General features: G+C 33.1%; 19 protein-coding genes and 1 pseudogene. 14 read left to right on the top strand and 6 right to left on the bottom strand.

From position 1 onward, the window contains the following. The first annotated feature begins 35 nt into the window (after positions 1–35). The 6 genes and pseudogenes from L0669_RS09140 (at position 36) to pruA (ending at position 7,985) form a co-directional block, all read left to right on the top strand. Positions 36–409, top strand: a pseudogene (locus tag L0669_RS09140) (GxxExxY protein). 81 nt (positions 410–490) lie between these two features. Continuing rightward, positions 491–1,264 (top strand): class I SAM-dependent methyltransferase, encoded by a 774-nt coding sequence (locus tag L0669_RS09135; RefSeq protein ID WP_083693569.1) that lies wholly within the window; start codon positions 491–493, stop codon positions 1,262–1,264. A gap of 214 nt (positions 1,265–1,478) precedes the next feature. After that, positions 1,479–4,382 (top strand): DEAD/DEAH box helicase, encoded by a 2,904-nt coding sequence (locus L0669_RS09130; protein WP_263762935.1) that lies wholly within the window; start codon positions 1,479–1,481, stop codon positions 4,380–4,382. A gap of 84 nt (positions 4,383–4,466) precedes the next feature. Continuing rightward, a complete protein-coding gene (locus tag L0669_RS09125; RefSeq protein WP_263763925.1) occupies positions 4,467–5,735 on the top strand; it encodes a type IX secretion system plug protein in 1,269 nt (422 codons plus the stop codon). A 79-nt stretch (positions 5,736–5,814) separates the two neighbouring features. After that, positions 5,815–6,201, top strand: coding sequence for a Co2+/Mg2+ efflux protein ApaG (gene apaG / locus L0669_RS09120; protein WP_065452127.1), 387 nt, complete (start codon positions 5,815–5,817; stop codon positions 6,199–6,201). A gap of 158 nt (positions 6,202–6,359) precedes the next feature. Continuing rightward, on the top strand, positions 6,360–7,985 hold the full coding sequence (pruA, locus tag L0669_RS09115; RefSeq protein WP_263762933.1) for an L-glutamate gamma-semialdehyde dehydrogenase: 1,626 nt from the start codon (positions 6,360–6,362) through the stop codon (positions 7,983–7,985). Between the two features lie 87 nt (positions 7,986–8,072). Here pruA and L0669_RS09110 read toward each other — a convergent pair whose 3' ends face one another. The 3 genes from L0669_RS09110 to L0669_RS09100 form a co-directional block, all read right to left on the bottom strand. Further along, positions 8,073–9,818, bottom strand: coding sequence for a CocE/NonD family hydrolase (locus L0669_RS09110; protein WP_263762930.1), 1,746 nt, complete (start codon positions 9,816–9,818; stop codon positions 8,073–8,075). A gap of 137 nt (positions 9,819–9,955) precedes the next feature. Beyond that, entirely contained in the window at positions 9,956–10,675 is a 720-nt protein-coding gene (locus L0669_RS09105; protein WP_263762928.1) for a LytR/AlgR family response regulator transcription factor, read from the bottom strand. Then, the gene (locus tag L0669_RS09100) at positions 10,672–11,733 is read right to left on the bottom strand and encodes a sensor histidine kinase (protein WP_263762926.1); all 1,062 of its coding nucleotides are present in this window, start codon (positions 11,731–11,733) and stop codon (positions 10,672–10,674) included. Before L0669_RS09100 ends, L0669_RS09105 begins: the two co-directional genes overlap by 4 nt. A gap of 472 nt (positions 11,734–12,205) precedes the next feature. Between L0669_RS09100 and L0669_RS09095 the strand changes: the two genes are divergently transcribed. Further along, complete coding sequence (locus L0669_RS09095) at positions 12,206–12,937, top strand: hypothetical protein (RefSeq protein WP_263762923.1); 732 nt, start codon at positions 12,206–12,208, stop codon at positions 12,935–12,937. A gap of 81 nt (positions 12,938–13,018) precedes the next feature. Here the strand turns inward: L0669_RS09095 and L0669_RS09090 are convergent, their stop codons facing one another. Continuing rightward, positions 13,019–14,434, bottom strand: coding sequence for an alkaline phosphatase (locus L0669_RS09090; protein WP_263762920.1), 1,416 nt, complete (start codon positions 14,432–14,434; stop codon positions 13,019–13,021). A 163-nt stretch (positions 14,435–14,597) separates the two neighbouring features. Continuing rightward, on the bottom strand, positions 14,598–15,227 hold the full coding sequence (gene rsmG / locus L0669_RS09085; protein WP_173969810.1) for a 16S rRNA (guanine(527)-N(7))-methyltransferase RsmG: 630 nt from the start codon (positions 15,225–15,227) through the stop codon (positions 14,598–14,600). 107 nt (positions 15,228–15,334) lie between these two features. Between rsmG and L0669_RS09080 the strand changes: the two genes are divergently transcribed. The 7 genes from L0669_RS09080 to L0669_RS09050 all read left to right on the top strand — a co-directional run bounded on the left by L0669_RS09080 (position 15,335) and on the right by L0669_RS09050 (position 23,301). Continuing rightward, a complete protein-coding gene (locus tag L0669_RS09080; RefSeq protein ID WP_263762917.1) occupies positions 15,335–16,429 on the top strand; it encodes a fatty acid desaturase family protein in 1,095 nt (364 codons plus the stop codon). A gap of 67 nt (positions 16,430–16,496) precedes the next feature. Continuing rightward, a complete protein-coding gene (locus tag L0669_RS09075) occupies positions 16,497–17,687 on the top strand; it encodes a pyridoxal phosphate-dependent aminotransferase (RefSeq protein ID WP_194618122.1) in 1,191 nt (396 codons plus the stop codon). 156 nt (positions 17,688–17,843) lie between these two features. Further along, positions 17,844–18,857: a hypothetical protein gene (locus tag L0669_RS09070; protein WP_263762916.1), complete on the top strand. Its 1,014-nt coding sequence runs from the start codon at positions 17,844–17,846 to the stop codon at positions 18,855–18,857. A gap of 115 nt (positions 18,858–18,972) precedes the next feature. Continuing rightward, positions 18,973–19,431: a ferritin-like domain-containing protein gene (locus tag L0669_RS09065; protein ID WP_173969813.1), complete on the top strand. Its 459-nt coding sequence runs from the start codon at positions 18,973–18,975 to the stop codon at positions 19,429–19,431. Positions 19,432–19,554: 123 nt separating this feature from the next. Continuing rightward, positions 19,555–20,100, top strand: a complete 546-nt coding sequence (locus L0669_RS09060) for a dihydrofolate reductase family protein (RefSeq protein WP_263762914.1) — start codon at positions 19,555–19,557, stop codon at positions 20,098–20,100. 48 nt (positions 20,101–20,148) lie between these two features. Further along, entirely contained in the window at positions 20,149–21,171 is a 1,023-nt protein-coding gene (locus L0669_RS09055) for an RHS repeat domain-containing protein (protein WP_263762912.1), read from the top strand. A 258-nt stretch (positions 21,172–21,429) separates the two neighbouring features. Next, entirely contained in the window at positions 21,430–23,301 is a 1,872-nt protein-coding gene (locus tag L0669_RS09050) for a peptidase U32 family protein (RefSeq protein WP_263762910.1), read from the top strand. 44 nt (positions 23,302–23,345) lie between these two features. On the opposite strand, the gene L0669_RS09045 is transcribed toward L0669_RS09050, so the two are convergent. Next, positions 23,346–24,140, bottom strand: a complete 795-nt coding sequence (locus tag L0669_RS09045; protein ID WP_263762908.1) for a hypothetical protein — start codon at positions 24,138–24,140, stop codon at positions 23,346–23,348. Between the last annotated feature and the right edge of the window lie 99 nt (positions 24,141–24,239).

The raw sequence follows: 24,239 nt of genomic DNA, 5'->3' as shown, positions 1-24,239 counted from the left end.
TATATTTGTCGAAATTTCACTGAGGATTGATGATGATGAGCGAATTGTATTTAAAAGAAGAGTCTTATAAAATTATAGGAATCTGTATGGAAGTCCATAAAATTTTAGGTAAAGGACATAGTGAAAAAGTTTATGGTGATGCTTTGGAATATGAGTTTCAAAAAAACAAAATACCATATAGAGAGAATTGAAATACAATATCGCTTATAAAGATATCATCTTATCAAGCTATTATTTCGCAGATTTCGTGGTTTTTGATCAAATCATTTTAGAATTAAAAGCCATTGTAGCTCTTTCGAGTAGTGAAATAAAACAAACATTAAATTACCTGGCTGCATCAAAAAACAAACTAGGTTTACTAGTAAACTTTGGAGAAGATAGCCTTAAATATAAAAGAATAATACTGTAACCCAAATCAAAGATTCGTGAAATTTCACCGTTACATTAATCCGTGTAAATTTGTGAAATTCGTGTTCAAATCTATTAAACTGTGAAAAAACTTTTTAAACTCGTACTTAATACAATACCCCGTCCATTATTAATTCGTTTGAGCTATGTGGCTCGTCCGGTTTTGGCATTTTCATTAAAAGGAACTAAATATACCGATCCTATTGACGGAAAAAGTTTTAAATCGTTTTTGCCTTATGGATACGGAAAACAGCGTAATAATGTGCTTTCGCCAAGTACACTTTCGTTAGAAAGACATCGTTTGCTTTGGTTGTATTTAAACGATCAGACTGATTTTTTTACTGCACCAAAAAAAGTACTTCATTTTGCTCCGGAACAAGCTTTTTATAAAAGATTCCGCAAGCAAAAAAACCTTGATTACACTACAACCGATTTGTTTTCGCCTTTGGCTGATGTAAAAGCAGATATTTGTAATTTGCCTTTTAAGGATAACGAATACGATGTTATTTTATGTAATCACGTTTTGGAGCATATTCCGGATGATACAAAAGCAATGCAGGAATTATTTCGCGTATTAAAACCAGGCGGAATGGCGATTCTTCAGATTCCACAGGATTTATCCAGAGCGGTAACATTTGCTGATGATACTATTACAGATCAAAAAGAACGTGCCAAAATTTTTGGACAATACGATCACGTTCGTATTTATGGCCGCGATTATTTTGATAAATTAAGAAGCATTGGCTTTATCGTAATCGAAGAAGATTATACTAATAAAATTACACCAGAATTGGTAGAGAAATATTGTTTGGCAAAGGGAGAAATCATTCCGCTTTGTTTCAAACCAGAAAACTAAGCACTCAGATTTATTTCACCATATAAGTGATATAAGTTCATTTAAAAAAACGTAATTTTTATTTATTTTTAAATAATTAAAATCGAAAAATAACAAAAATAGAACCGATTTTTCTATTCTAAATTATTTTATTCGAGCAGTTTTTAAATGAACTTATATCACTTATATGGTTTAAATGACTTCCCAAATTACACCCCAACCAAACCTAGATATCTTGGATCTTTCAAATTCATTTCAATTTTGTTTTGATATCAGTTTTGAAAAAAATCTGAATCATTATATTCCAACCTCTTATATCGTTGAGAATACCGACGACATTAAATATTTAGATAAAAAAGCGACTAAAGATGTTCTTGAAAGTTTCTTTATTGTATTTGACAATTTAGATGCTGATACCAAAAAAATCCTGACGGTTTGCGAATCTTTAAAGCCTGACTTTATTTTTAAAAAATTTAGCGCAAAAATCAAATCGGCGAAAACAATTGCTGATTTACAAAAAGATTCTAAAATTGAGTTTGCAATTCGTCAGCATTTACAACTAAATTTAAGTTCCTTTTATAGTCTTATTGTTCAAAAACAATTTCCGTTATCTATTAATATGGGAGTTGAAAAGGATTTTTATCGTTCGAGAGTCAATATCGATCCGCTGTATTTTGAACCTCAGATTGAGTTTAATAAACATGCTGAAGGAATTACATATACGCTTTCGCTAAAAGAAAACGAAACTACATTTTTGCCCATGAACAGCAATATTGAGACACTGCTGGACGAACCAAGCTGGTTGATTATCGACAAAAAGCTTGGGCAGTTGAAGGATCTTAATTCTAAAAAACTTTCTCCTTTTTTAAAGAAAAAATCAATCGAAATACCTTCAAAATTAGTTGATACTTATTTTAAAAATTTCATTCCTGAAATCGCTAAAAAAATAGATATTGAAGCTACTGGTTTTGAAATTGAACATCGTGATCAAATTATTTCAAGCACGATTCAGCCTGTTTTTGATTTCTTTAAAAACTGTTATTACCTCAACCTTTATTTTGATTATAACGGTTATTCATTTGACAGTAGCAAAACTAAAAAAACACATTCGTTTGTTGATTTTAACATTGCGAACGAACCAAAAATCATTCAGTTTAAACGCAGTTCTGCCGAAACTTTATATACAGACAGATTACTTGAAATTGGTTTATTAAAAATCAAAAACGAGTTATTCGGATTAAATTCTGATACCGAAAATCCGGATCCTTACATCAATATTCAATTTGTTATTGACCGTAAAGAAGAACTGGAAAGTTTAGGATTTACAATCGATAATTTAAAACTGGAAGGCAAAGAAATCATAACAGAAAATCACACTATTTCGGCTTCGCGAGAAGAAACGAAAGAAGATTGGTTTGACATTAGAATAATTATTACGATTGGTGTTTATACGATTAATTTCAGCGAGATTATTCCCAATATAAAAAGCAAGGAGAGACTCTTTTTATTGCCTGACGGAAACTATTTTCTGATTCCGCTAGAATGGCTGAGCAAATATGGTTCTCTGGCAAAATTGGCCAAAACAGAGAATGGAAATCTATTATTGCGTAAAAGTAATTTTGCTGCTCTGGATGCAATTCCGGAAATTAAAGGGGATATCATTCAAAAGGCAGAATATACATCTTCAGATTTATTAAAAGCAGCATTAAGACCGTATCAAATCGATGGAGTAAAATGGCTTTTAGGTCATTTTAATTCTAATTTGGGTGCTTGTTTGGCTGATGATATGGGTCTTGGTAAAACATTACAAACTCTGGCGGTTTTGGTTGCCGTACAGGAACAATTGGGTTTTACGACTAAAACAACGAATTTTGATTTGTTTCAAAACGAAACGACTATCGAAAGACAACCTTTAAAAGCCCTGATCGTTTTACCTTCGTCATTGGTTTTTAACTGGTACAATGAAGCTGCAAAATTTACGCCGCACTTTTCTAAAATGCAGTATGTGGGCAATGACAGGAAATTATTAGCGAGCAGATTAGAATCAACTGATTTAATTTTTACCAGTTACAGCATTGTTCATCGTGATATTTCAATTTTAGAAAAATACAATTTCCGCTATTTAATTTTAGACGAAAGTCAATACATTAAAAATAAAAACTCTAAGATTTTTAAAGCTATTACTAAAATAAATACGCATCATAAAATCGCTTTAAGCGGTACGCCTATCGAAAATTCATTAGACGATTTATGGTCGCAAATGCAATTTATAAATCCGGATATTTTGGGAAGCTATGATTTTTTTGCTCAGAATTTTAAAATTCCGATTGAGAAAAAACAAGACGAGAATAGTTTATCTGAACTAAAAAACCTCATCCAGCCTTATATTTTACGACGAACCAAAGAACAGGTTTTAAAAGATTTGCCAGAATTAACGGAACAGATTTACTATTGCGATATGGATCCTGAACAGGAAAAATTATATGAAAAAGAAAAATCTAAGGCGAGGAACTTTTTACTAAAAACTGATGGATCAAGTCCGGACAAAATTAGCATTATCAATACATTGATGAAGTTAAGACAGCTGAGTAATCATCCGAAAATGATCGATCAGGAATCTGAAATTGATTCAGGAAAATATAATGCGGTTACTAATTATCTGGAGACTTTAGTAAAAGAGAAACAAAAAGCAATCATATTTAGTTCATTTGTTACTAATTTGAATTTTTATACGGATTGGTGTAAGGAAAACAAAATATCGTATTGTGAAATTACCGGTGAAACTCCGTCGAGCAAAAGAGAGCAACAGGTAAAACTATTTCAGGAAAAAGAAGAGCCTTTATTGTTTTTTATTTCGCTTAAAGCGGGTGGCGTTGGTTTGAATATTACCAAAGCTTCGTATGTTTTATTTTTAGATCCGTGGTGGAATCCTTTTGCTGAAAAGCAAGGAGTTGGAAGGGCACACAGAATCGGGCAATTGAACAAAGTAAATGTGATCAGGTTTATTTCGAAAAATACGGTCGAAGAAAAAATAATCAAATTGCAGGAAAACAAAAAGTTGTTATCTGATTCACTTTTAGAAGAAAGTTATATTAACGACGAAATAGAAGTTAATTTAGAATACATTTTGAGCTCTTAACAAACCGTTTTCTAAACCAATACAAGTGGCATCCTGTTACATTATATAAAATTCTTATATTTACAATCTTACAATTGTAATATGATGCCAAAATTTTTGTTTAGAAATCTTCTTCTGATTTTCGTTTTTGCTTCGGCTACAGCCCAGGTTCAGGGAATACAAACCGAAATCGATCCTCCTTATAATATAAAAACTGTTTCGTTTGTTAAAAATGATAATAATGTAGTTCCTATATTTGAGCTGGGTGATACTTTTACTTTTCAGTTTGATGACTTGTTTGGTAATGAAGCCAATTATTATTTTGAAGTAATACACTGCGATTACAACTGGAAACCAACAGATATTCCTAAAACAGATTATGTGACCGGTTTCGACAATCAAAGAATTACAGATTATTCTAATTCTTTTAATACGCTTCAGGTGTACTCGCATTACCGACTTTCGTTCCCCAATCAGTTTACGACTCAATTACGAATTTCAGGAAATTATATGCTGAGAATTCTTAACGAAGACAAAGAACTGGTTTTCTCAAGAAAATTTATTTTATACGAAAATCATTCGACTGTTTCTGCTCAGGTAAAAAGAAGCCGCGATGTTACCAATATTGATTACAAACAAAACTTAGATTTTTCAATCGCTTCAAACGACATTACTTTTCAGACTCCAACACAAAACGTAAAGATTTTATTATTGCAAAATGGCAATTTTAATACGGCTATTAAAAACGTTCCTCCGCAATATACCATAGGCAACCAACTCGTTTATAAATACAATACCGAAACACAATTTTGGGGCGGAAATGAATTTTTATATTTTGAAAATAAAGACATTCGTGCTGCAAGCAATAACGTAGGAAGAGTTGGTGCCAATCATGACATCTATAATTCTTACTTGTATACGAATCAGGCAAGAGGTAATCAGATTTATACCGTATATCAGGACGTAAACGGGAATTTTGTGGTAAAAAACATCAATGCTTCTAACAACGAAATTGAAGCAGATTATGCCTGGGTTTATTTTACGCTTTCGGCGCCTACTTTCAGATCGACTACGAAGGATATTTATATTACAGGAATGTTCAACAATTATAGTTTGTCTCCAGAATATAAAATGGAGTACAATACAGAGAAGGGTGTTTTTGAAAAAGCGGTAATGATCAAGCAAGGTTTTACAAATTTTCAATATACAATTGCCGATAAAAAAGGCGTTATTGATTTCGAAAATGCTATCGACGGAAACTTTTATCAAACTGAAAATGAGTATACCATATTGGTTTATTATAAAGAAAGTTCAGATCGTTATCAAAGAGTTATAGGAAAAGGAAACGCCAACTCAATAAACATCATAAATTAAAACATTGTTAAGGATTTAGATCGAAAGATTTTTTTTTGTAGCTTTGCACGTATAACCCACACATATATACTACTTTAGTATGGTTTCTCAGATAACAAGAGGCATAAAAATATCTGTTTTGACTAGTTTTGAAGGTACTTACTTCAAGAACTACAAGATTCACTTTGCTTTTAGTTACGTAGTTACAATCGAAAATCACAGCAAAGATTCAGTTCAGTTAACTTCTCGTCATTGGGAGATATTTGATTCTTTAAATGATTTAGAAGTTGTAGACGGAGAAGGCGTTATTGGTAAAAAACCTGTTTTAAAACCTGGCGAAAATCACACTTATAGCTCAGGTTGTTTATTGTCATCTCCTTATGGTGCAATGAAAGGTTATTTTAATATGATCAATTTTACTTCTACAAAAACATTCAAAGTTATTGTTCCTACTTTTAGAATGTGTGCTCCATTTGCTTTAAATTAAAAACTAGTTTAAAAAGGGCTGCTTTTTTTATCGTTATCTTAATCATAAATTTGTCAAATTATTAATTTATCCTTTGTACTTTTGTGCAACGTTAGATTATTCGTAACAAATCAAATCATCTAACCCTTAAACAGTTTAATTATCTAATTTTAAATAACATGCTAAAAGGATTCTTTCATGTACCAAAAGCGGTAAACGAGCCTGTAAAAAGCTACGCACCTAACTCACCAGAAAAAGCAGCGGTTCAGGCGGCTTACACAACATTGTGGAATTCTCAAATCGACGTTCCGTTATACATCGGAAGCGAAGAAATCAGAACTGGAAATACAAGAACAATATCAGCTCCTCACGATCACAAACACATTGTAGGAACTTATCACTTAGCTGAAAAACAACATATCGAAAAAGCAATTGCTAATGCGCTTGAATCAAGAACAGCATGGGCAAACATGGCATGGGAACAACGTGCTGCTATTTTCTTAAAAGCTGCTGAACTTATTGCAGGACCATACAGAGCTCGTATTAACGCTGCTACAATGATTGGTCAATCTAAAAATATTCACCAGGCAGAAATTGATGCTTCTTGCGAATTGATCGACTTTTTACGTTACAACGTAGAATTTATGACTCAGATTTACGGAGATCAGCCAAAATCTGATTCTACTACATGGAATCGTTTAGAATACAGACCTCTTGAAGGTTTTGTTTACGCCATTACTCCTTTTAACTTTACTGCTATTGCTGCAAATCTTCCTGCAAGTGCTGCAATGATGGGTAACGTTGTGGTTTGGAAACCAAGTGATAGCCAGGTTTTTTCTGCGAAAATTATTATCGATGTTTTCAAAGAAGCTGGTGTTCCTGATGGCGTTATCAACGTTGTTTTTGGAGACGCTTTAATGATTACTGATACTGTTTTAGCAAGCCGCGATTTCGCTGGAGTTCACTTTACAGGATCAACTCATGTATTTAAAGATATCTGGGCTAAAATTGGTGCCAACATTCACCACTATAAAACATACCCAAGAATCGTTGGAGAAACTGGTGGTAAAGATTTTATCATTGCACACCCAAGCGCTAACGTAAAACAAGTTGCTACAGGAATTACTCGTGGAGCATTTGAATTTCAAGGACAAAAATGTTCTGCAGCTTCAAGAGCTTATGTTCCGCAAAGTTTATGGCCAGCTGTAAAAGAACAATTAATTGCTGATGTAAAATCGATGAAAATGGGTTCTCCGGAAGATTTTGGAAACTTTATTACAGCGGTTATTCACGAAGGTTCTTTTGATAAATTAGCTGGTTTTATTGATCAGGCTAAAAAAGATGCTGATGCTGAAATCATTGCAGGTGGAAACTACGATAAATCTGTAGGTTACTTTATTGAGCCAACAATTATCGTAACAACAAATCCTAAATATACTACAATGGAAACCGAATTATTCGGACCAGTTATTACTATATATGTTTACGAAGATGCAAAATGGGAAGAAACTTTAGAATTAGTTGATACTACTTCTGAGTATGCTTTGACAGGAGCTGTATTTAGCCAGGATCGTTATGCTATTGAAGTAGCAACTACGAAATTGCAAAATGCTGCAGGTAACTTCTACATCAACGATAAACCAACAGGAGCGGTTGTAGGAATGCAGCCTTTTGGTGGAGCAAGAGCTTCAGGAACTAACGATAAAGCAGGTTCTGCATTGAACTTATTGCGTTGGGCTTCTCCTAGAACGATCAAAGAAACTTTTGTAACTCCAGAAGATTACAGATACCCTTTCTTGGGATAATATCTGATTTTAGAGTTCAGATTTTAGATTATAAAAAAGCCGCAATTTCAGAATGAAATTGTGGCTTTTTACTTTTTATTAAAACTTCTATTCCTTCCAAACAGGAATTTTCACAAAACTATCATTGTACCATTTTACTTTTAAAGGTTCTTTAGCATCTTTAATCGTTTCGTCGCTAACCACTTTTCCTGTACCGTAATTGAGTTCTGAAAATGCATTTTTATTTACATTTAAAGTAATTAGCAATCTACTGCCTTTTCTTAATTGTTTACTCACGACACGGGTGTTCGAAAAAGGAATTGTTTCTATTTTATTAGGCATCAACAAATTTCTCGTAGTAGGATCTTTGGCGTAACTCGCGCGGCCAATAAAATAAGCTAAATGAAAATATTCTCCCTCTGGTGTTACTTCATATAATGTGATGCCTACATCCATATCTTTTTTATTGATGCTTGCTTTTATTTCTCCTAAAAAGGAACCATTTACTAAAAGCGGTTCTTTTAATGGATCACTTATAAAAACATATCCGTTTGTAGTATCAATTTCCTTTTTAATGATCGGATCCGGATAGTAATCGTTGTTTTGTATTTGTCTGTCGGCAAAACCTACTTCTTGTGATAAATAATTAATTTTGGCTGGCTTTTTATCATTCAAAGAATAGAATTTTCCGGATTTATGATTCGTCAAATACATTTTAAGGAAACTATTACTCATTTTATCAATTGATGGAGCACTTCTCCATTCATTAGCTCCCATCACCTGATAATTAATTCTGTCTTTTAAAATTTCCGGTTTTGGTCCGTTTTTCAAAATATAATCCAACCATTCATACGTTATTTTTCTGGTATTAATTAAAGCATCTGCATCAACTTTATAGCCATTGATGACGGGATAACCTCCTTTTTGCGCTCCAAAATGACTGTACGGACCAATGATTAAATAAAAATTAGCTTTCGAATTGTATTTTTGAAGTTCTCTTAAATAATACAAACTCGAATTTTGAGAATCATTATAATATCCATCAAAAACTAATATTGGAATATTTATTTGAGTAAAATCTTTTTGGTAAGGTGACATTTTCTGCCAATATTCATCAAATGAAGGATGTTTGATCCATCGCTGAAATAACCTGTTTGGAGTTCCGTCTATACTGTCCATTTTTTTGTAGGCAACTCCCGTTTCCCACCATTTAAACTGCATATTTCTAAATCGCTGTCTGTCATTTCCCGCCACGGTATCCAGATATTTATTACTGCCTACATAAAACGACCATTCGTAATTAGGATTTATAAACACATTGTTTTCCATCGGCAAACCCATTCCTGCCCTGTTGGCAACATAAGACACTATGGTTTTAAGAGCAGGATGCATTTTTTTGCAGGCCGCCCATTGTGTCAACCCATTATAACTGCCGCCATACATCCCTACGCTTCCGTTACACCATTTTTGTTTACTAATCCAATCGATAACATCATAGGTATCATTGGCTTCATTTTCGTACGGAAATATTTCGTTAGGACTAAATCGTTTACCGCGTGAATATGTCATTACACCAACATAATCTTTATCTGCCGCTTCTTTCAACGATTTAAAATCTTTCCCTCCTTCTGAAGCATAAATTGTATGCTGAAGTATTACAGGTTTTGGATCAGCGTTTCCTTTTTTGCGTATTACAATTGCTGATATAAAAGCACCATCGCGGGTTTTGATCATTATGCTGTCCTGAATATCATAAGCACTTTTTAAATCTTCTGATTTTGTTTTACTGGTTTGCTGAGAAAATGTATTTGATATGATGAGAATAAGAAACACAAAATTTAGAATTGTTTTCATTGGATAATTTTATTAATAAGCTTTATTTCAAAGCTTTGTGATTGATAATAATTTGTTTCATTAAAATATGAAAAAGGCATACTGATCTGCAACTAATAGCATTAGCTGTTTGCATTATAATAATTTGAATTAATGGATTAAATCCCGTTCTGGTTCCTGAATCGAGCCGATTGACGATTGGAGACTTCTAATAGTTCGCCGGTTTTCAGTTTCACTTCTAACCTGCCGCCTATTGTAGTTTTTACTTCCTGAATGTATTGCGTGTTAATGATTTCGGTTCTGTTGATCCTGAAGAAGATACTCTTATCCAGCATTTCTTCCCACTGGCGAAGAGAACGCCTCTGAAGTGCTTTTTTATCCTGAAAAAACAATCTCGTATAATTTTCTAAAGATTCAATTAAATAGATCTCATCTAATTGAATAAAGAACCGCTTCTCTCCGTCTTTTATAAAAATCTTTCGGTCTTTTGCCAAAGAATCATTCAGCGACGATTTCATATTTATAGTATCTCTTATTTTTTGAATTGCTTTTGCAAAACGTTCCTCTCTTATAGGTTTCATTAAATAATCTAAAGCACTTACTTCAAAAGCTTGAATCGCATATTGATCGTAGGCTGTAATAAATAAAACTGCGGGTACATTATCTAACGATTCTAACAAATCGAAACCGGATTTTTCAGGCATCTGAATATCAAGAAAAATCAAATCCGGCATTTCTGTTTCGATCAAAATCTTGGCATCATCAGCATTTTCGGCCTCGCCAATAAGTACAAAATCTTCATAGAATTGTAAAGCTCTTTTTATCTCTTCTCTTGCTAAACGCTCATCGTCGATTATAACAACTTTTATCTTTTTCATTTTGATGTAATTAAAATAGTAGCTAAAACTGTTTCGTCATCCATTTGCATAATTTCAAAAGAAGCATTTCCGTTATACTGCAGCAACAATCTTTCTTTCAGGTTTTGTAAGCCAATACCTGAATCTTTAACCTCATCGCTTAATTTTCCTGAATTTTGAACTGTAATCTTTATAAAATGATTTTTCATGTCAATTTTTACGGCAATAAATCCTCCGCTTTTTCTTTTTTCAATTCCGTGTTTGATAGCATTCTCTACCAGTGACTGAATGCTAAAAGGCAGAATTAAATGCTGGGATAAATCTAAACTAGTTTCAATTTTTATTTGCAAACGCTCCTCAAATCGTATTTTTTCTAATTCGAGATAATCCTTTACAAGATCAATTTCGTCATTAAGCGATATTAATTTACTAATATTAGTATTTAGAGAATTTCTTAAAAGTTCAGATAATAAATCAATTGCTCTTCTGGCGGCAGCAGGATTTTCTATTACCAAAAATTTTATATTGTTTAATGAATTAAAAAAGAAATGAGGATTAAGCTGCGCACTCAGATTATTCAGTTGGGCTTCTTTTATGATAATGGATAATCGGGCATTTTCTTTTACGGTTTCTAATTCAAGTCTCGAATAATGATAAAGATGGTAGGCCAATACCCAAATTGACATTAATCGGGTTCCTGTAATAAAAACTTGTAATTGTACCGATTTAAAAAACGCGAGAAACGAAACGGTCTCATTTTTGAAAATTAATAATCGCACCAGATAAAGCTTTCCGATAATAAAAAACATATAGAATAAGGAAAGCACAAAAACACTCAACACCATTTTAGGCAATAATTCTTTTAGATTCAATTTATTCCATTTCCTCTTTAAAGCAAAATTTCTATACATATGAGTCAACGCAATACCAATCAATATATCAAATATTAAATCTGTTGCGCCCATTTTCCAGATAAAATTACCACTCAGGAAAGCCGATAATCCCCAATACAAAGAAGCAATAGTCCACCCAATGAGTTGAATTTTCCAATATGTCGATATTACTGTAGTTGTTTTCAAAAGTAAATTTGTTAGTGCTGTAGTAAAGGTATTCCTCTAATAGAGATTGAGCAAATAAAAGTACAGGAACGAAAAATAATAGCGGATGAGTGACTATTTGCTTTTAGTTTTTAACACAATATCCTCATAAACATTATTATTCCTTCCTTTTTTTGATTAAGTCTTTAAAAACACCAAATCATTAAAAAACAATCACTTATAATTGAAAAATAAAAACCAAAAGCCTTTTCCCTATATTCTGACAATCTTATGTTTGCAATATTTGTAATACTTTTCTTATTATATTGATTATCAACACGATAGACGAATAAAAATCCTATTCTGTTATTTTAAAAACTTATTCTAATACTCTGAAAATATATCTCAACATAAATTTACATCCAGATTTAAAGCCGAAAAAATGAAGCAAATTCAGCAGAGACTTTACAATCAAAATTTACAAAAAATTCAAAAAAAGCATAAAAAAGTACCGATGAGAAATTTACAAAACACGCCTCCTATAATTGTACAGGCAAAAAGTATTGGACATCCAATTGACTTTAAATGGAACAAAAAAAAGATAGATCAGTTTTTAGATCCTTTAGAAGGAAATGATGAACTTGAACATGAATTAATGCAAATTAACCACAAAGCTTCTATGGGGCTTACTGCAGCTTTGCTTGAATGGATATACTGGAGATATACCGGATACACCAAAATGAATAATGATACCCACAAAAGAATCGAGGCTCTATGGTGTTCTATTGGTAATATCGAAAACACAAAACCTTTAGTTTTTGATGCTGATTTTGATATCTCGGCCTCAGGATACGTAAACGGACCTTTATGGATCGCTCTTATGAATGTAACAATGGTTGATACTATGTACAGAAGAGGATCGCACGCTATTCAGAGCGAACTTATTGGACTGGTATTATTAGCACGCCACATTACACCAAGAAAACGCGTTTTTGACAAATGGTTCAACAGAACAATAGCGGTTTTAAAACGTGATTATCCATGCCAATACAGTAATGAAGATTTAGATCAAAATTACGAAGCCTTTTATGATTCATCACATGAACCTGTAATTTGTCGTGATTTTTTCTTTAATCCTGAATTCGAAAATTCTATTGAGGCATCAGAAAACGCCATCAATGAACTGATTCATAATTTAGATACTAAATCTAATCAGTTTTTATGTTTCCCAAAAAGAGCTTCTTAATTAGGATTTTCTTTTAAAACACAAACCCCACAAACTTCAATATTTTTTTGAACTTGTGGGGTTTATTATTTATCTGATAAACTAAAACTTATTCTCTACTTCTGCCGCCTGCAACATGAGATAATGCAAATCGGTATTTTTTACGAAAGGTTTTAAAAGTTCACTTCCAGGACCAAACATTGCCAACTCTACATAATCAGCAGAATGGTCCATACTAATCCATCCTACAGAATTTATTTTTCCCTGCATTTCTGCAAAAGCTTTATAAGGTAATTTTTTGTAATTGTACAAACCATCCTCTTTATGAAGGCCATCGTAATAACTTAAAACTGTTTTTGCGTCTTCATCAGAAACGGAATGACCATTTGCCTTTTCGATAATTTCCTTTACTTGTGGAACTGAAGATTGCGGTTTTATTTGGTTCAAAATCCATTCATTCGTCTGCGTGTATTTCTGAATGCTATCAAAATTATCATTGGCATCTTTACCATAAATAATTCCGGGATTCGCATTTCCGTGATCTGTTGTAATAATTACCAATGTTTCTTTATCTTTTTCAGCAAAATCTATGGCAATTTTTACCGCCTCGTCAAACTCAATCTGATCGTTAATTAATCCGGCAATATCGTTTCCGTGCGCCGCCCAATCGACTTTCCCGCTTTCAATTTGCAAAACAAAACCATTTTTATGACCTTTCATTCTGTCAATAGCTTTTTGCGCCATTTCAGCAAGACTCGGAATTGTTTTTTGTAAATTTTGGTCGCTATTTCTGTCCACATAATACGGTAGACCATCTTCTGCAAATACACCTAAAATAGGCTGAGCATTAGAAGCCGCTTCCATATCAGAACGTGTTTTTACAACCTGATATCCTTTTGCTTTAAAAGCAGCAAACATATCTTTTTTATCTTTTCTTAATTCCGGACTAAAATAGTTTGAACCTCCGCCCATCATAACATCAAAACCAAGATCTAAATATTGTTCGGCAATATCATCCTGTGCATTTCTGCTTTTACTATTTACGCAGAAACCCGCCGGAGTTGCATGAGTTATAGGAACTGTTGTAACACAACCCGCCATTTTTCCTGATTTCTTGAATTTTTGCCAAATTGGTAAATGAGGTTCTCCCTGCGGACTCACATTAAGCACACCGTTGTTTACTCTAAAACCACCTCCCCAAGAAGAACTTGCAGCCGAAGAATCTGTTACAATAGAACTCGCAGAAGCGGTATCCATTAGAGCTCTTGAAACTCTGTTGTCTTTGTATAACTGAATCCAGTTAGAACCTTTTCCGGTTTTTCGGTTCAGGAACAAATCAGTCATATTAAGAGTTCCTGTACTCATTCCGTCACTAACAAGTAGGATAAGATTTTTTGCTTTCTTATTTTTATTTACTGACTCTAAATCTAAAATATTTGCAGAACCCTGAAACGGATTCATCACTGCGGCTCCAATCGTTAATAAAGAACCATTTTTAAAGAACTTCCTTCTATCCATTATTACTTTATTTATAGTAATTTCAAAGATAAAAAAATACGCTCAACCACAAAATTATCATTGTGTTATGATAATTGATTCAAAAGACATCTTACATAAAAAGAAAAACCCGACAGTATACTTATCCAAGCATCCTGTCGGGTTTTTATTATTTCAAAAAAGATTAAACGGTAAACTTCAAAGGCAAATGCACCACTTTTTTGGTTTCGAAAAATTCGTCTTCAAAAATCGTAGACAAATCATATAAAGTTGCTTTTGGAAAATCCTTTAATTCCTCAGTCAAATCGCCTCCTTTTAGATAAAGAATTCCGTTTTTCAACGTGTGTTTGTGCTGTTTTTTGATTTTAGTTTTAATCCAGGAAACAAAATCCGGCATATTGGTAACGGCACGACTTACAATAAAGTCAAAATCGCCTTTTACATTTTCAGCACGCAATTGTTCTGCTTTTACATTTTTAAGTTCTAATGCATCTACAACGCCCTGAACCACTTTTATTTTTTTGGCGATAACATCAATCAGATAAAAACGCGTTTCAGGAAAAAGAATCGCTAAAGGAATCCCTGGAAATCCTCCACCGGTTCCAACATCAAGAACAGTTGTTCCTGGTTCAAATTTCATGATTTTTGCAATTCCCAGAGAATGCAAAACATGTTTTGTATATAAGGCATCAATATCTTTACGCGAAATCACATTGATTTTTTCATTCCAATCGTGGTATAAAAAGTCTAATTTTTGAAATTGTTCGATTTGAATGTCGGTCAAATCAGGAAAATATTTCAATATCTCATCCATTGCTCTAATTTTTTAACAAAAGTACTACTTTACAGTTGAAATATTTAACTCAATTTTGCAAATTGAAAATTTATAATAATTACCTTTGAAAACTATTTAAATTAATTATGAATAACACTGCGCCTACATTTGCTAAGCAAGACAATCTGAAGTTCTTCAGAACACTTAACTCACGAGTAAACAATTACTTCAAGGAGAACAATATTCAGAAAACAGGAAACTGGAAGTTGCACTTAAAAGCAATTATTCTTTTTGCAGTTTTTCTAACACCGTACTTTTTAATCCTAACTCTTGACATGCCATTTTGGGCTCAATTGTTACTAAACATTTTGATGGGAGTTGGAATGGCCGGAATTGGAATGAACGTGATGCACGACGGAAACCACGGATCGTATTCTTCTAAATCATGGATCAATAAGATTATGGGCGGAAGTATTTATGTTTTGGCCGGAAACGTTCATAACTGGCAAGTACAACACAATGTATTGCACCATACGTATACCAATATTCACGGTCATGACGAAGATCTTGACGCCGGAAGAATTATTCGTTTTACGCAAAATGCAGAGTGGCACCGTTTTCATAAATTTCAACACTATTATTCTTTTTTCTTATACGGACTTTTGACTTTCAATTGGGCTTTAACAACCGATTTTAAGCAAATGAAAAACTACCTAAAAAGAAAACTTTCATACGGAGCACCACAAAGCCCTACCAAATTATGGACCGTTCTTGTGATTACAAAAATCATATACATTATAATCTGGATGGCTTTACCAATGATTCTGGGTGTAACATGGTGGAAAGTAGTGATTGGATTTTTCGTAATGCACTACACAGCAGGACTTATCTTAAGTATTGTTTTTCAATTGGCGCACGTAGTCGAAGAAACTTCGAACCCGGTACCAAATGAAGAAGGAGAAATGGAAAACACCTGGGCAATTCACCAATTATACACAACGGCTAATTTTGCTCCAAAAAACAAAATAATCAACTGGTTTACCGGAGGATTAAACCACCAGATCGAGCACCACATTTTCCCGAATATCAGCCATATTCACTACGGAAAAATTGCCGAAATAGTAAAACAAACTGCAATCGAATGCAACTTACCTTATCATGAATTTAGAACCATGAGAGGCGCTGTCATTGCACATTACAAGCATCTAAAAGATCTTGGAATGAAACCAGAACTAGCATAAAAAAAATCTATTAATAATTAACCTTCCTTAATTAAAGTTGAAATTAAGGACATTCAAAAATTTTATAATGAATCATATTCTTTCAGACAGAATCAACAACTTAGCGACATCACAAACCTTAGCAATGGCTGCTTTAGCACGTGAATTAAAAGCACAGGGAAAAGACATTATCAGTTTAAGTTTAGGAGAACCTGACTTTAATACACCAGACTTCATCAAAGAAGCAGTAAAAAAAGCAGTCGATGAAAATTACAGTACATATTCTCCGGTAGAAGGTTATTTAGAATTAAGAGAAGCAATTTGCAAAAAGTTCAAAAGAGATAATAATTTAGATTACAAACCAACTCAAATTGTAGTTTCTACAGGAGCAAAACAATCTTTATACAACATTGCACAAGTAATGTTAAACGATGGTGACGAGGTTATTTTACCAGCACCATACTGGGTTTCTTATTTCGAAATCGTAAAACTTTCAGGAGGAGTTCCGGTTGAAGTTCCAACATCTGTAGATACTGATTTCAAAATTACACCAGAACAATTAGAAGCTGCCATCACACCAAAAACAAAAATGATGTGGTTCTCTTCTCCTTGTAACCCATCTGGATCTGTTTACAGCAGAGAAGAGTTAACAGCTCTTGCAAAAGTTTTAGAAAAATACCCAAATATATACGTAGTTGCTGACGAAATTTACGAGCACATCAATTTCTCAGGAACATTCTGCAGCATCGGTTCAATCCCGGGAATGTTAGAAAGAACCATCACTGTAAACGGAGTAGCAAAAGCATTCGCTATGACAGGATACAGAATTGGTTACATCGGAGCTCCGGAATTCATCGCAAAAGCATGTACAAAAATTCAGGGACAAGTAACTTCAGGAGCAAACTCAGTAGCTCAACGTGCTACAATTACTGCTGTAGAAGCTGATCCAAGCGTATTAAACCACATGGTTCAGGCGTTCCACACTCGTAGAGATTTAGTGGTTGGATTATTAAAAGAAATTCCTGGAGTAAAAATCAACGTTCCTGAAGGAGCATTTTACGTATTCCCAGACGTTTCTTCTTTCTTCGGAAAAACATTAAAAGGAACTGAAATCAAAGATGCAAACGACGTTTCGATGTACCTTTTGGCCGAAGCTAACGTTGCGACAGTAACAGGAGATGCTTTCGGAAATCCAAACTGTATTCGTTTCTCTTATGCAACAAGCGACGATATCTTAAAAGAAGCATTACGCAGAATCAAAGAAGCTTTGGCTGTGTAATCAACACATTCATATTTATACGAATAAGGCCTCAGGAAATCCCTGAGGCTTTTTTTTGCTGTATATAACACATTAAATTAATTATAATCTTTATAATTCAGAAGTTAATGTAAAGTGATATGTTTGCAACTTCAGTTAATAAAACCACCGACAAAAATGAAAAAAAGATTACTTCTGGTTCTAACATTTATACTATTTTCTAAAGAAATTAACGCCCAACAAAATCCAAACATCATGCTTTCCGTTTTTTACAAAGGCGAAAGTGAAAAAATTAATAAAGAAAATTCTTCGGCTATATATGATGCAATTTATGGTATGTTTGAAAACTACAATGACATTTCAGAAGAAGTAATTCTTAAAAAATTTGATGAAAAAGAAGTTTTCTTCAAAAGCACTCTTTCCAACGAAAAATTAATTTCATGTATCGATTCACTTTCAAAAAATTCAAAATTAAGCTTAGTGACTCAATTTAATAAACAACAACTTGTACTTGAATCAAATTTCCCGAGCTTCTTTCAAAAAAACAATGATCTCGATTTTGTCAAAATAAAATTAAAATCTTTTGATGCAATTAATGAAAATAAAAAGAAAATAGTAATTGACAGCATCCATACCACAAGCGAAAACGGAGGTACGCTTTTAGACAAAGATTTAACCTATCATACTATTAAATTTCAGGATAACATTAATACTTCCTCAAAAAAAGCAACAGGATTTGCCACATATAATGTAAAAATATTAACAGACTATACTATTCAAAAATTAAATAAATCAAATTTAATTACTACGTTTTCAATAAATAAAAAGGAAATAAAAATAGTAGAAATTTATAACAAAATTTTTGTGTTTGATGTTTTAAACGAAACCAATGAATTCAATAAAAAAGTTGAAAATTTTAATTATTGGGCACTTGACATCAATAATAAAAATGAAAGAAAATTGGGATCAAACATTTCTTATCTTATCTACAAAGACCTTTATAATATTTTTATATTAAATAGAAAAATAACTAAAGAAGAATTGAAAAAACTTTTACCAGTAGAGAAATTACAAAAAATGAAAGAAAATGGATTTTATAATGTAATCGAACACGATGCTGCGTTTGACAATAATATTTTCTTTTATTCAAAAATATATGGTATTTCAAAAGATATTATAGTAAAAATATAAATAAGACTTTCAAAATTCCCATTCCACAATTTTATAAACACCCATCATAATTCTATAAGACATATCGCTTTATAAAATCCCAACTTTGTATTATAAAATTTAAAAAACATTTATTATGATACATACAGATGAAACCACAGAAAAAGCAGTTAGTACATTAGAAGGATTAATTTCAATTCTTGAAGACGGAAAACTAGGATATACCAATGCAGCTGAACACGTAAGCAGCCCGGCAATCAAAACCGACTTTCTAGATTATGCCCGCGAACGTGCCTTATTCATTGTAGAAATACAAGACGAAATCAATAAACTAGGAAAATCAACAGATACTGCAGGTGGCGGACCATTAGGAGCCATACACCGCGCCTGGATCGATATCAAATCATCCTTTACAAGTGGCGATACCGAAGCCATCATCAATGCCTGTATCACAGGAGAAGAAGCAGCTATCGAAAAATACAAAATGGCCCTTGAGCACAATCATCTTGATAGTTCTCAAATTGCAATTGTTTCAAAACAATTAAACACCATCGAAAATACTTTGGCAAAAATTAAAGCGAAAAAATTGTCATAATATTTGGCACTATTTTTTTGAGAAGAAAACTACTTGGTTAATAAACTAAGTAGTTTTTTGTTTTTAATACATCTGAAATACTATATTTTTATCTCCAAAACATAAAACAAAATTTATCGAAAAATGAAAAAAGTAATTTTAGACTTAGCTGTAACCCTCGACGGTTTTATTGAAGGTACGAACGGAGAAACTGATTGGTGTATTATGGACGATGATATGGATTTTGATGGTTTTTTATCCAGTATCGATACTATTTTTTACGGCAGAGTAAGTTATGATATGTGGGGAAATTACCAACCGGATGAAAATGCAAATACTGATGAAAAATCGCTTTGGAAAGAAGTACATGCTAAAGAAAAATACGTTTTTTCAAGTCAACACAAAAAAGACGACAATGCCACTTTCATAAATTCTGACATCGCAAATACAGTAAACGAGATTAAGAAAAAATCCGGAAAAGACATCTGGTTATATGGCGGGGCCAGCTTAATTAAAACTTTTATTCAATTGAATCTTATCGATACCTATAGAATATCCGTGCATCCAATCGCTTTAGGAAACGGCAAACCATTATTCGAAGATTTAAAAAAACGAATAGAATTAAAATTACTTGAAACCAATATTTTCAAATCAGGCGTTGTTCAACTTATTTACGAACCTATCAAATAAAATATTATTTTTATCAGGAATAAGCACAACCAAAAACAACCACCCAAAATGAAGAAAATAATACTAGGCGCCATAATGGCATTTAGCATAATTAGTTGTTCAAGCGAAGAAAATCCTACTACTACACCTGAAGTAATAGCTCCTGAACCATCAAAACCTCCAATCGTTAAAGTTCAGCTTAAGCCAGCAATTACCAATAATATCAAATCATTAACAGGAAAGAAGCTCGAAGATGATTTAAAATTAGTAAAGAGAGTTTATTATTATAAAGATGTAATGAATTTTACTCAGGAAGCAGCTATTAAAGACTCATTGAATACATTTAGAGACACAATAAAGCGCTGGTGGGGAAGCAGAACCGATTATGAGTACGATGAAATGAGACAATTAAAGTCTACTAAAAAATACGCAGCAGGCTTTAATGGTAATCAGGCTAGTACAAATATAGACTTCATGGATACTTTTACCTATTCTAACGGTAAAGTAAGCACCACTACAGAAAACAGATATTTATATGATGCAAGAGGTAATATCACCGAACTAAAAACAAATGGTGATATAACTGTTCAGTATTCTTACGACGATCAGGACAGAATTACGCAGGCAAAAAGATATGAAGCTTACGATAATATTAATTTTCCAAACATTTCAGGTTATAGATTTATAATAGACTTCGTTTATCTGGATTTGGGTGATAACAAAGTAAAAGTTTCAGCCTATTACTGGATGCAGACTTTCGATAAAACAGGTCACATTGTACCAGGTCAGGAGCATCATAGCCTTAGCGATGACGTATATAATATTGACACTTCTAAACCGGGAATTTATGCCAATGAAGCTTGGTATAAAATAACAAGCTACCCTATCCTGTCTTATATGCAAACTCAAGGTAGTGATAAAATAACTTTTTCACCTACTCCAACAACTCATATTACAGACTGGCTATGGTATGCAAGCAGACCAATAAAAGAGTACTATATCTATAATAAAGAAGGTTATCTTATAAAAAAAATAACTACTACCGATTATATAAACGGAACGGCATCTTCTATAACCTTGTTTGAGTATTAATCTGATCCAAACTAAAAAGCAATCTAGTAAACAACCATTTTTCTAAGATCAGGAAGATGGTTGAGATTTGCTATCAGACCAAAAAACTTAATCAGTAGGATAATCATCACGAAGTAAAACTTCTATTTTTAAATATCATCATTCCATATTACCCAACTATTTCAAAAAAAGTCACTTCAGTATTAGTAAACTCGAAATATTTATAAGAACTTTGCAAACTTTTTTCCGTGAATACCACAGAAGGTTAAAGTCTTAAAAATGAAGAAGATCGAAATATTAGCTCCGGCTAAAGATTTAATTGGAGGAATGGCAGCCATAAATAGTGGCGCCGATGCAGTTTATATTGGTGCGCCACAATTTGGAGCACGCTCAAATGCCAACAACTCTATCGAAGATGTTGCTGCGTTAGTGCAATATGCGCACTTATTTAATGCTCAGGTTTTTGTGGTTATGAACACCATTTTGTACGACAACGAACTGGAAACTTGCCGTTCAATGATCTGGGAATTATACGATATTGGTGTCGATGCCCTGATTATTCAGGATATGGCGATTATGGAAATGGACTTGCCTCCTATCGTACTTCACGCAAGTACACAATCCAATAACCGTGATGCTGATAAAATTAAATTTCTTAAAGATGCCGGAATCAAACGTGTGGTTTTAGCCCGCGAATTGAACTTACATCAAATTAAAACCATTTACGACGAAGCCGATGTTGAGTTAGAATTTTTCGTAACCGGTGCATTATGTGTATCCTTTAGTGGAAACTGCTATATGAGCGTAGCAAACGGAGAACGTAGCGCCAATCGTGGTTCTTGTGCACAAAACTGTCGTTTACCTTATAACTTAATCGACGGAAACGGAGAAACTTTAATCAAAAACAGCCACTTACTTTCGATAAAAGATTTAGATATTTCAGAGCAAATTCCAAATCTTATCGAAGCCGGAATCGTTTCTTTTAAAATCGAAGGCCGATTAAAAGATGTAGTTTATGTAAAAAACAACGTTTCTTATTTACGTCAAAAATTAGACAGCTATTTAGAAGGCGCAGGACGCGGAAAATACATCAAAGCTTCTTCCGGAACTTGTACTTATACTTTTGATTCTTCTTTAAACAGAACCTTCAACCGTGGTTATACCGATTATTTTGTAAACGAAAGACACAGTTCCATTGGTTCTTGGGAAACTCCAAAATCAAAAGGTCAATATATTGGTAAATTAATCCGAACTGTTGGAAACGCTTACGAAATCGAAAATGGCGAATTATTAAACAACGGTGATGGACTTTGCTTCATCAATGAAAACAATGAAGCCGACGGGATCTACGTAAACAAAGCCGAAAACGGTAAAATTTATCCAAACGTTTTAAAAGAAGTAAAAGACGGAACTTTCATCTACAGAAATAACGACGCCGCTTTCATCAAAATTGTAGAAAGAGAAGATAGCGCCGTTCGTAAATTAAGCACTACTTTATTACTTACAGAGACTGAAACTGGTTTCGAACTTATCGCAACCGATGAAGACGGAAATGTAAGCACCGTAAATTTAGAACACGCAAAAGAGCAGACTAAAACCGGCGAATCAATCGAAGAAAATATCAAAACGCAATTGGCAAAAACAGGTTTCACACCTTACAAAGCCGATGAAATCAACGTTATGTTTTCTCAAAACTGGTTCCTTCCTATTTCAAAAATCAACGAAATGCGAAGAACCGTTTACGATCAGTTAACCGAAATTCGTTTGGCAAATTACAAACGCGAAGAACACCAAATAGTAAAAACGTCACATCCGTATCCTGAAACCAAATTAGATTTCATGTACAACGTTTCGAACAAAACAGCTCGTAAATTCTACGAACGTCACGGTGTTACCGAAATCGAAAAAGCATTCGAATTACAATGGGATCCGGGAAAATCTCGTGTAATGACCACCAAATATTGCATTAAATACGAATTAAAAAAATGCCCAATACACCAAAAAGACATTGTAGGCGTTAAGGTAAAAGAACCTTTGGTTTTAAAACAAGGGGAACTTGAATACAAACTAAAATTCAATTGCAAACCCTGCGAAATGGAAATCTGGGAAAAAGATGCCGAATTCGAAATCGAAGAAGATCATTTTCACTAAAAATACAAAAGCGATACTTTTTTAAGGTATCGCTTTTTTTTAATTTATTTCTTTTTAGCTGTTTTTGTTGTAGTCTTTGTCGGCGTCTTAGCAGCTGTTTTTACTTTTGCAGCCTTCTCTTCTTCTTTTTGTACCACTTTTTTCAACGGTTTCACATTATACAAATTCACAACTTTTTCAATATCATCGTATTTGTATTCCTTATCCTGAATTTTTTTTACAATTTCAGCATTGTCACTAAAATAATAAGCACCATACTCCTTAAAAAAAACATTAAATCCGGCAGAAAAACCATTTGAACTTACCGAAACCAAAACCGGATAATCCTCATTACTTCTTTTCAAATAATGATTAACATCCTTACTAACCACTTCCATTTTCGGCTCCTTTATCTTTTCATTAGTCCCTTCATCCTTCACCTTAACTTCCTTAATTCCATATTCCTCACCACCTAAAAACAAAGAAGCTTTACCCTCAATTGTTTTACAGATCCAGCTTTCGTTAATAATTTTAAATTCTGTACCCTTCTTTTTATACACTTTTGTTTTTGTCCATAAAAAAGTATAGCTCAGTTTTTTATTACCGTCAAAAATCTGAATTGAATCTAAATCTTTACTCGCATATTTTTCATTCTCCTCGCCTACTTTAATTTTTACTTTTTTATCCGCAGAACCCGGAAACTTCACCAATCCACTTATTTTTTGTTTGTCTTTTTTAAAAACAATCGCATCAGCCTTTTGTTCTCCCATTCCAAATTTAAATGTAATTCCTGCTGATTGTGCTTGCGACAACGAGGTAATACATAAAACACTCATTATTAAAAAAAAATTTACTCTCATGATTTTTTGGGGTTTTATTTATAAGCCCGCAAATATAGAAATATAGAATCGCTTAAAAGAGAATTTCACATCAGCCAATCACGAAGTTATTTTATAATT

Origin of the sequence: Flavobacterium bizetiae, from assembly GCF_024271895.1 — a bacterium.
In the GTDB taxonomy this organism is placed as follows: Bacteria; Bacteroidota; Bacteroidia; order Flavobacteriales; family Flavobacteriaceae; genus Flavobacterium; species Flavobacterium bizetiae.
The sequence above is the reverse complement of the archived record's forward strand: the minus strand, read 5'-3'. Positions and strand labels throughout refer to the sequence as shown.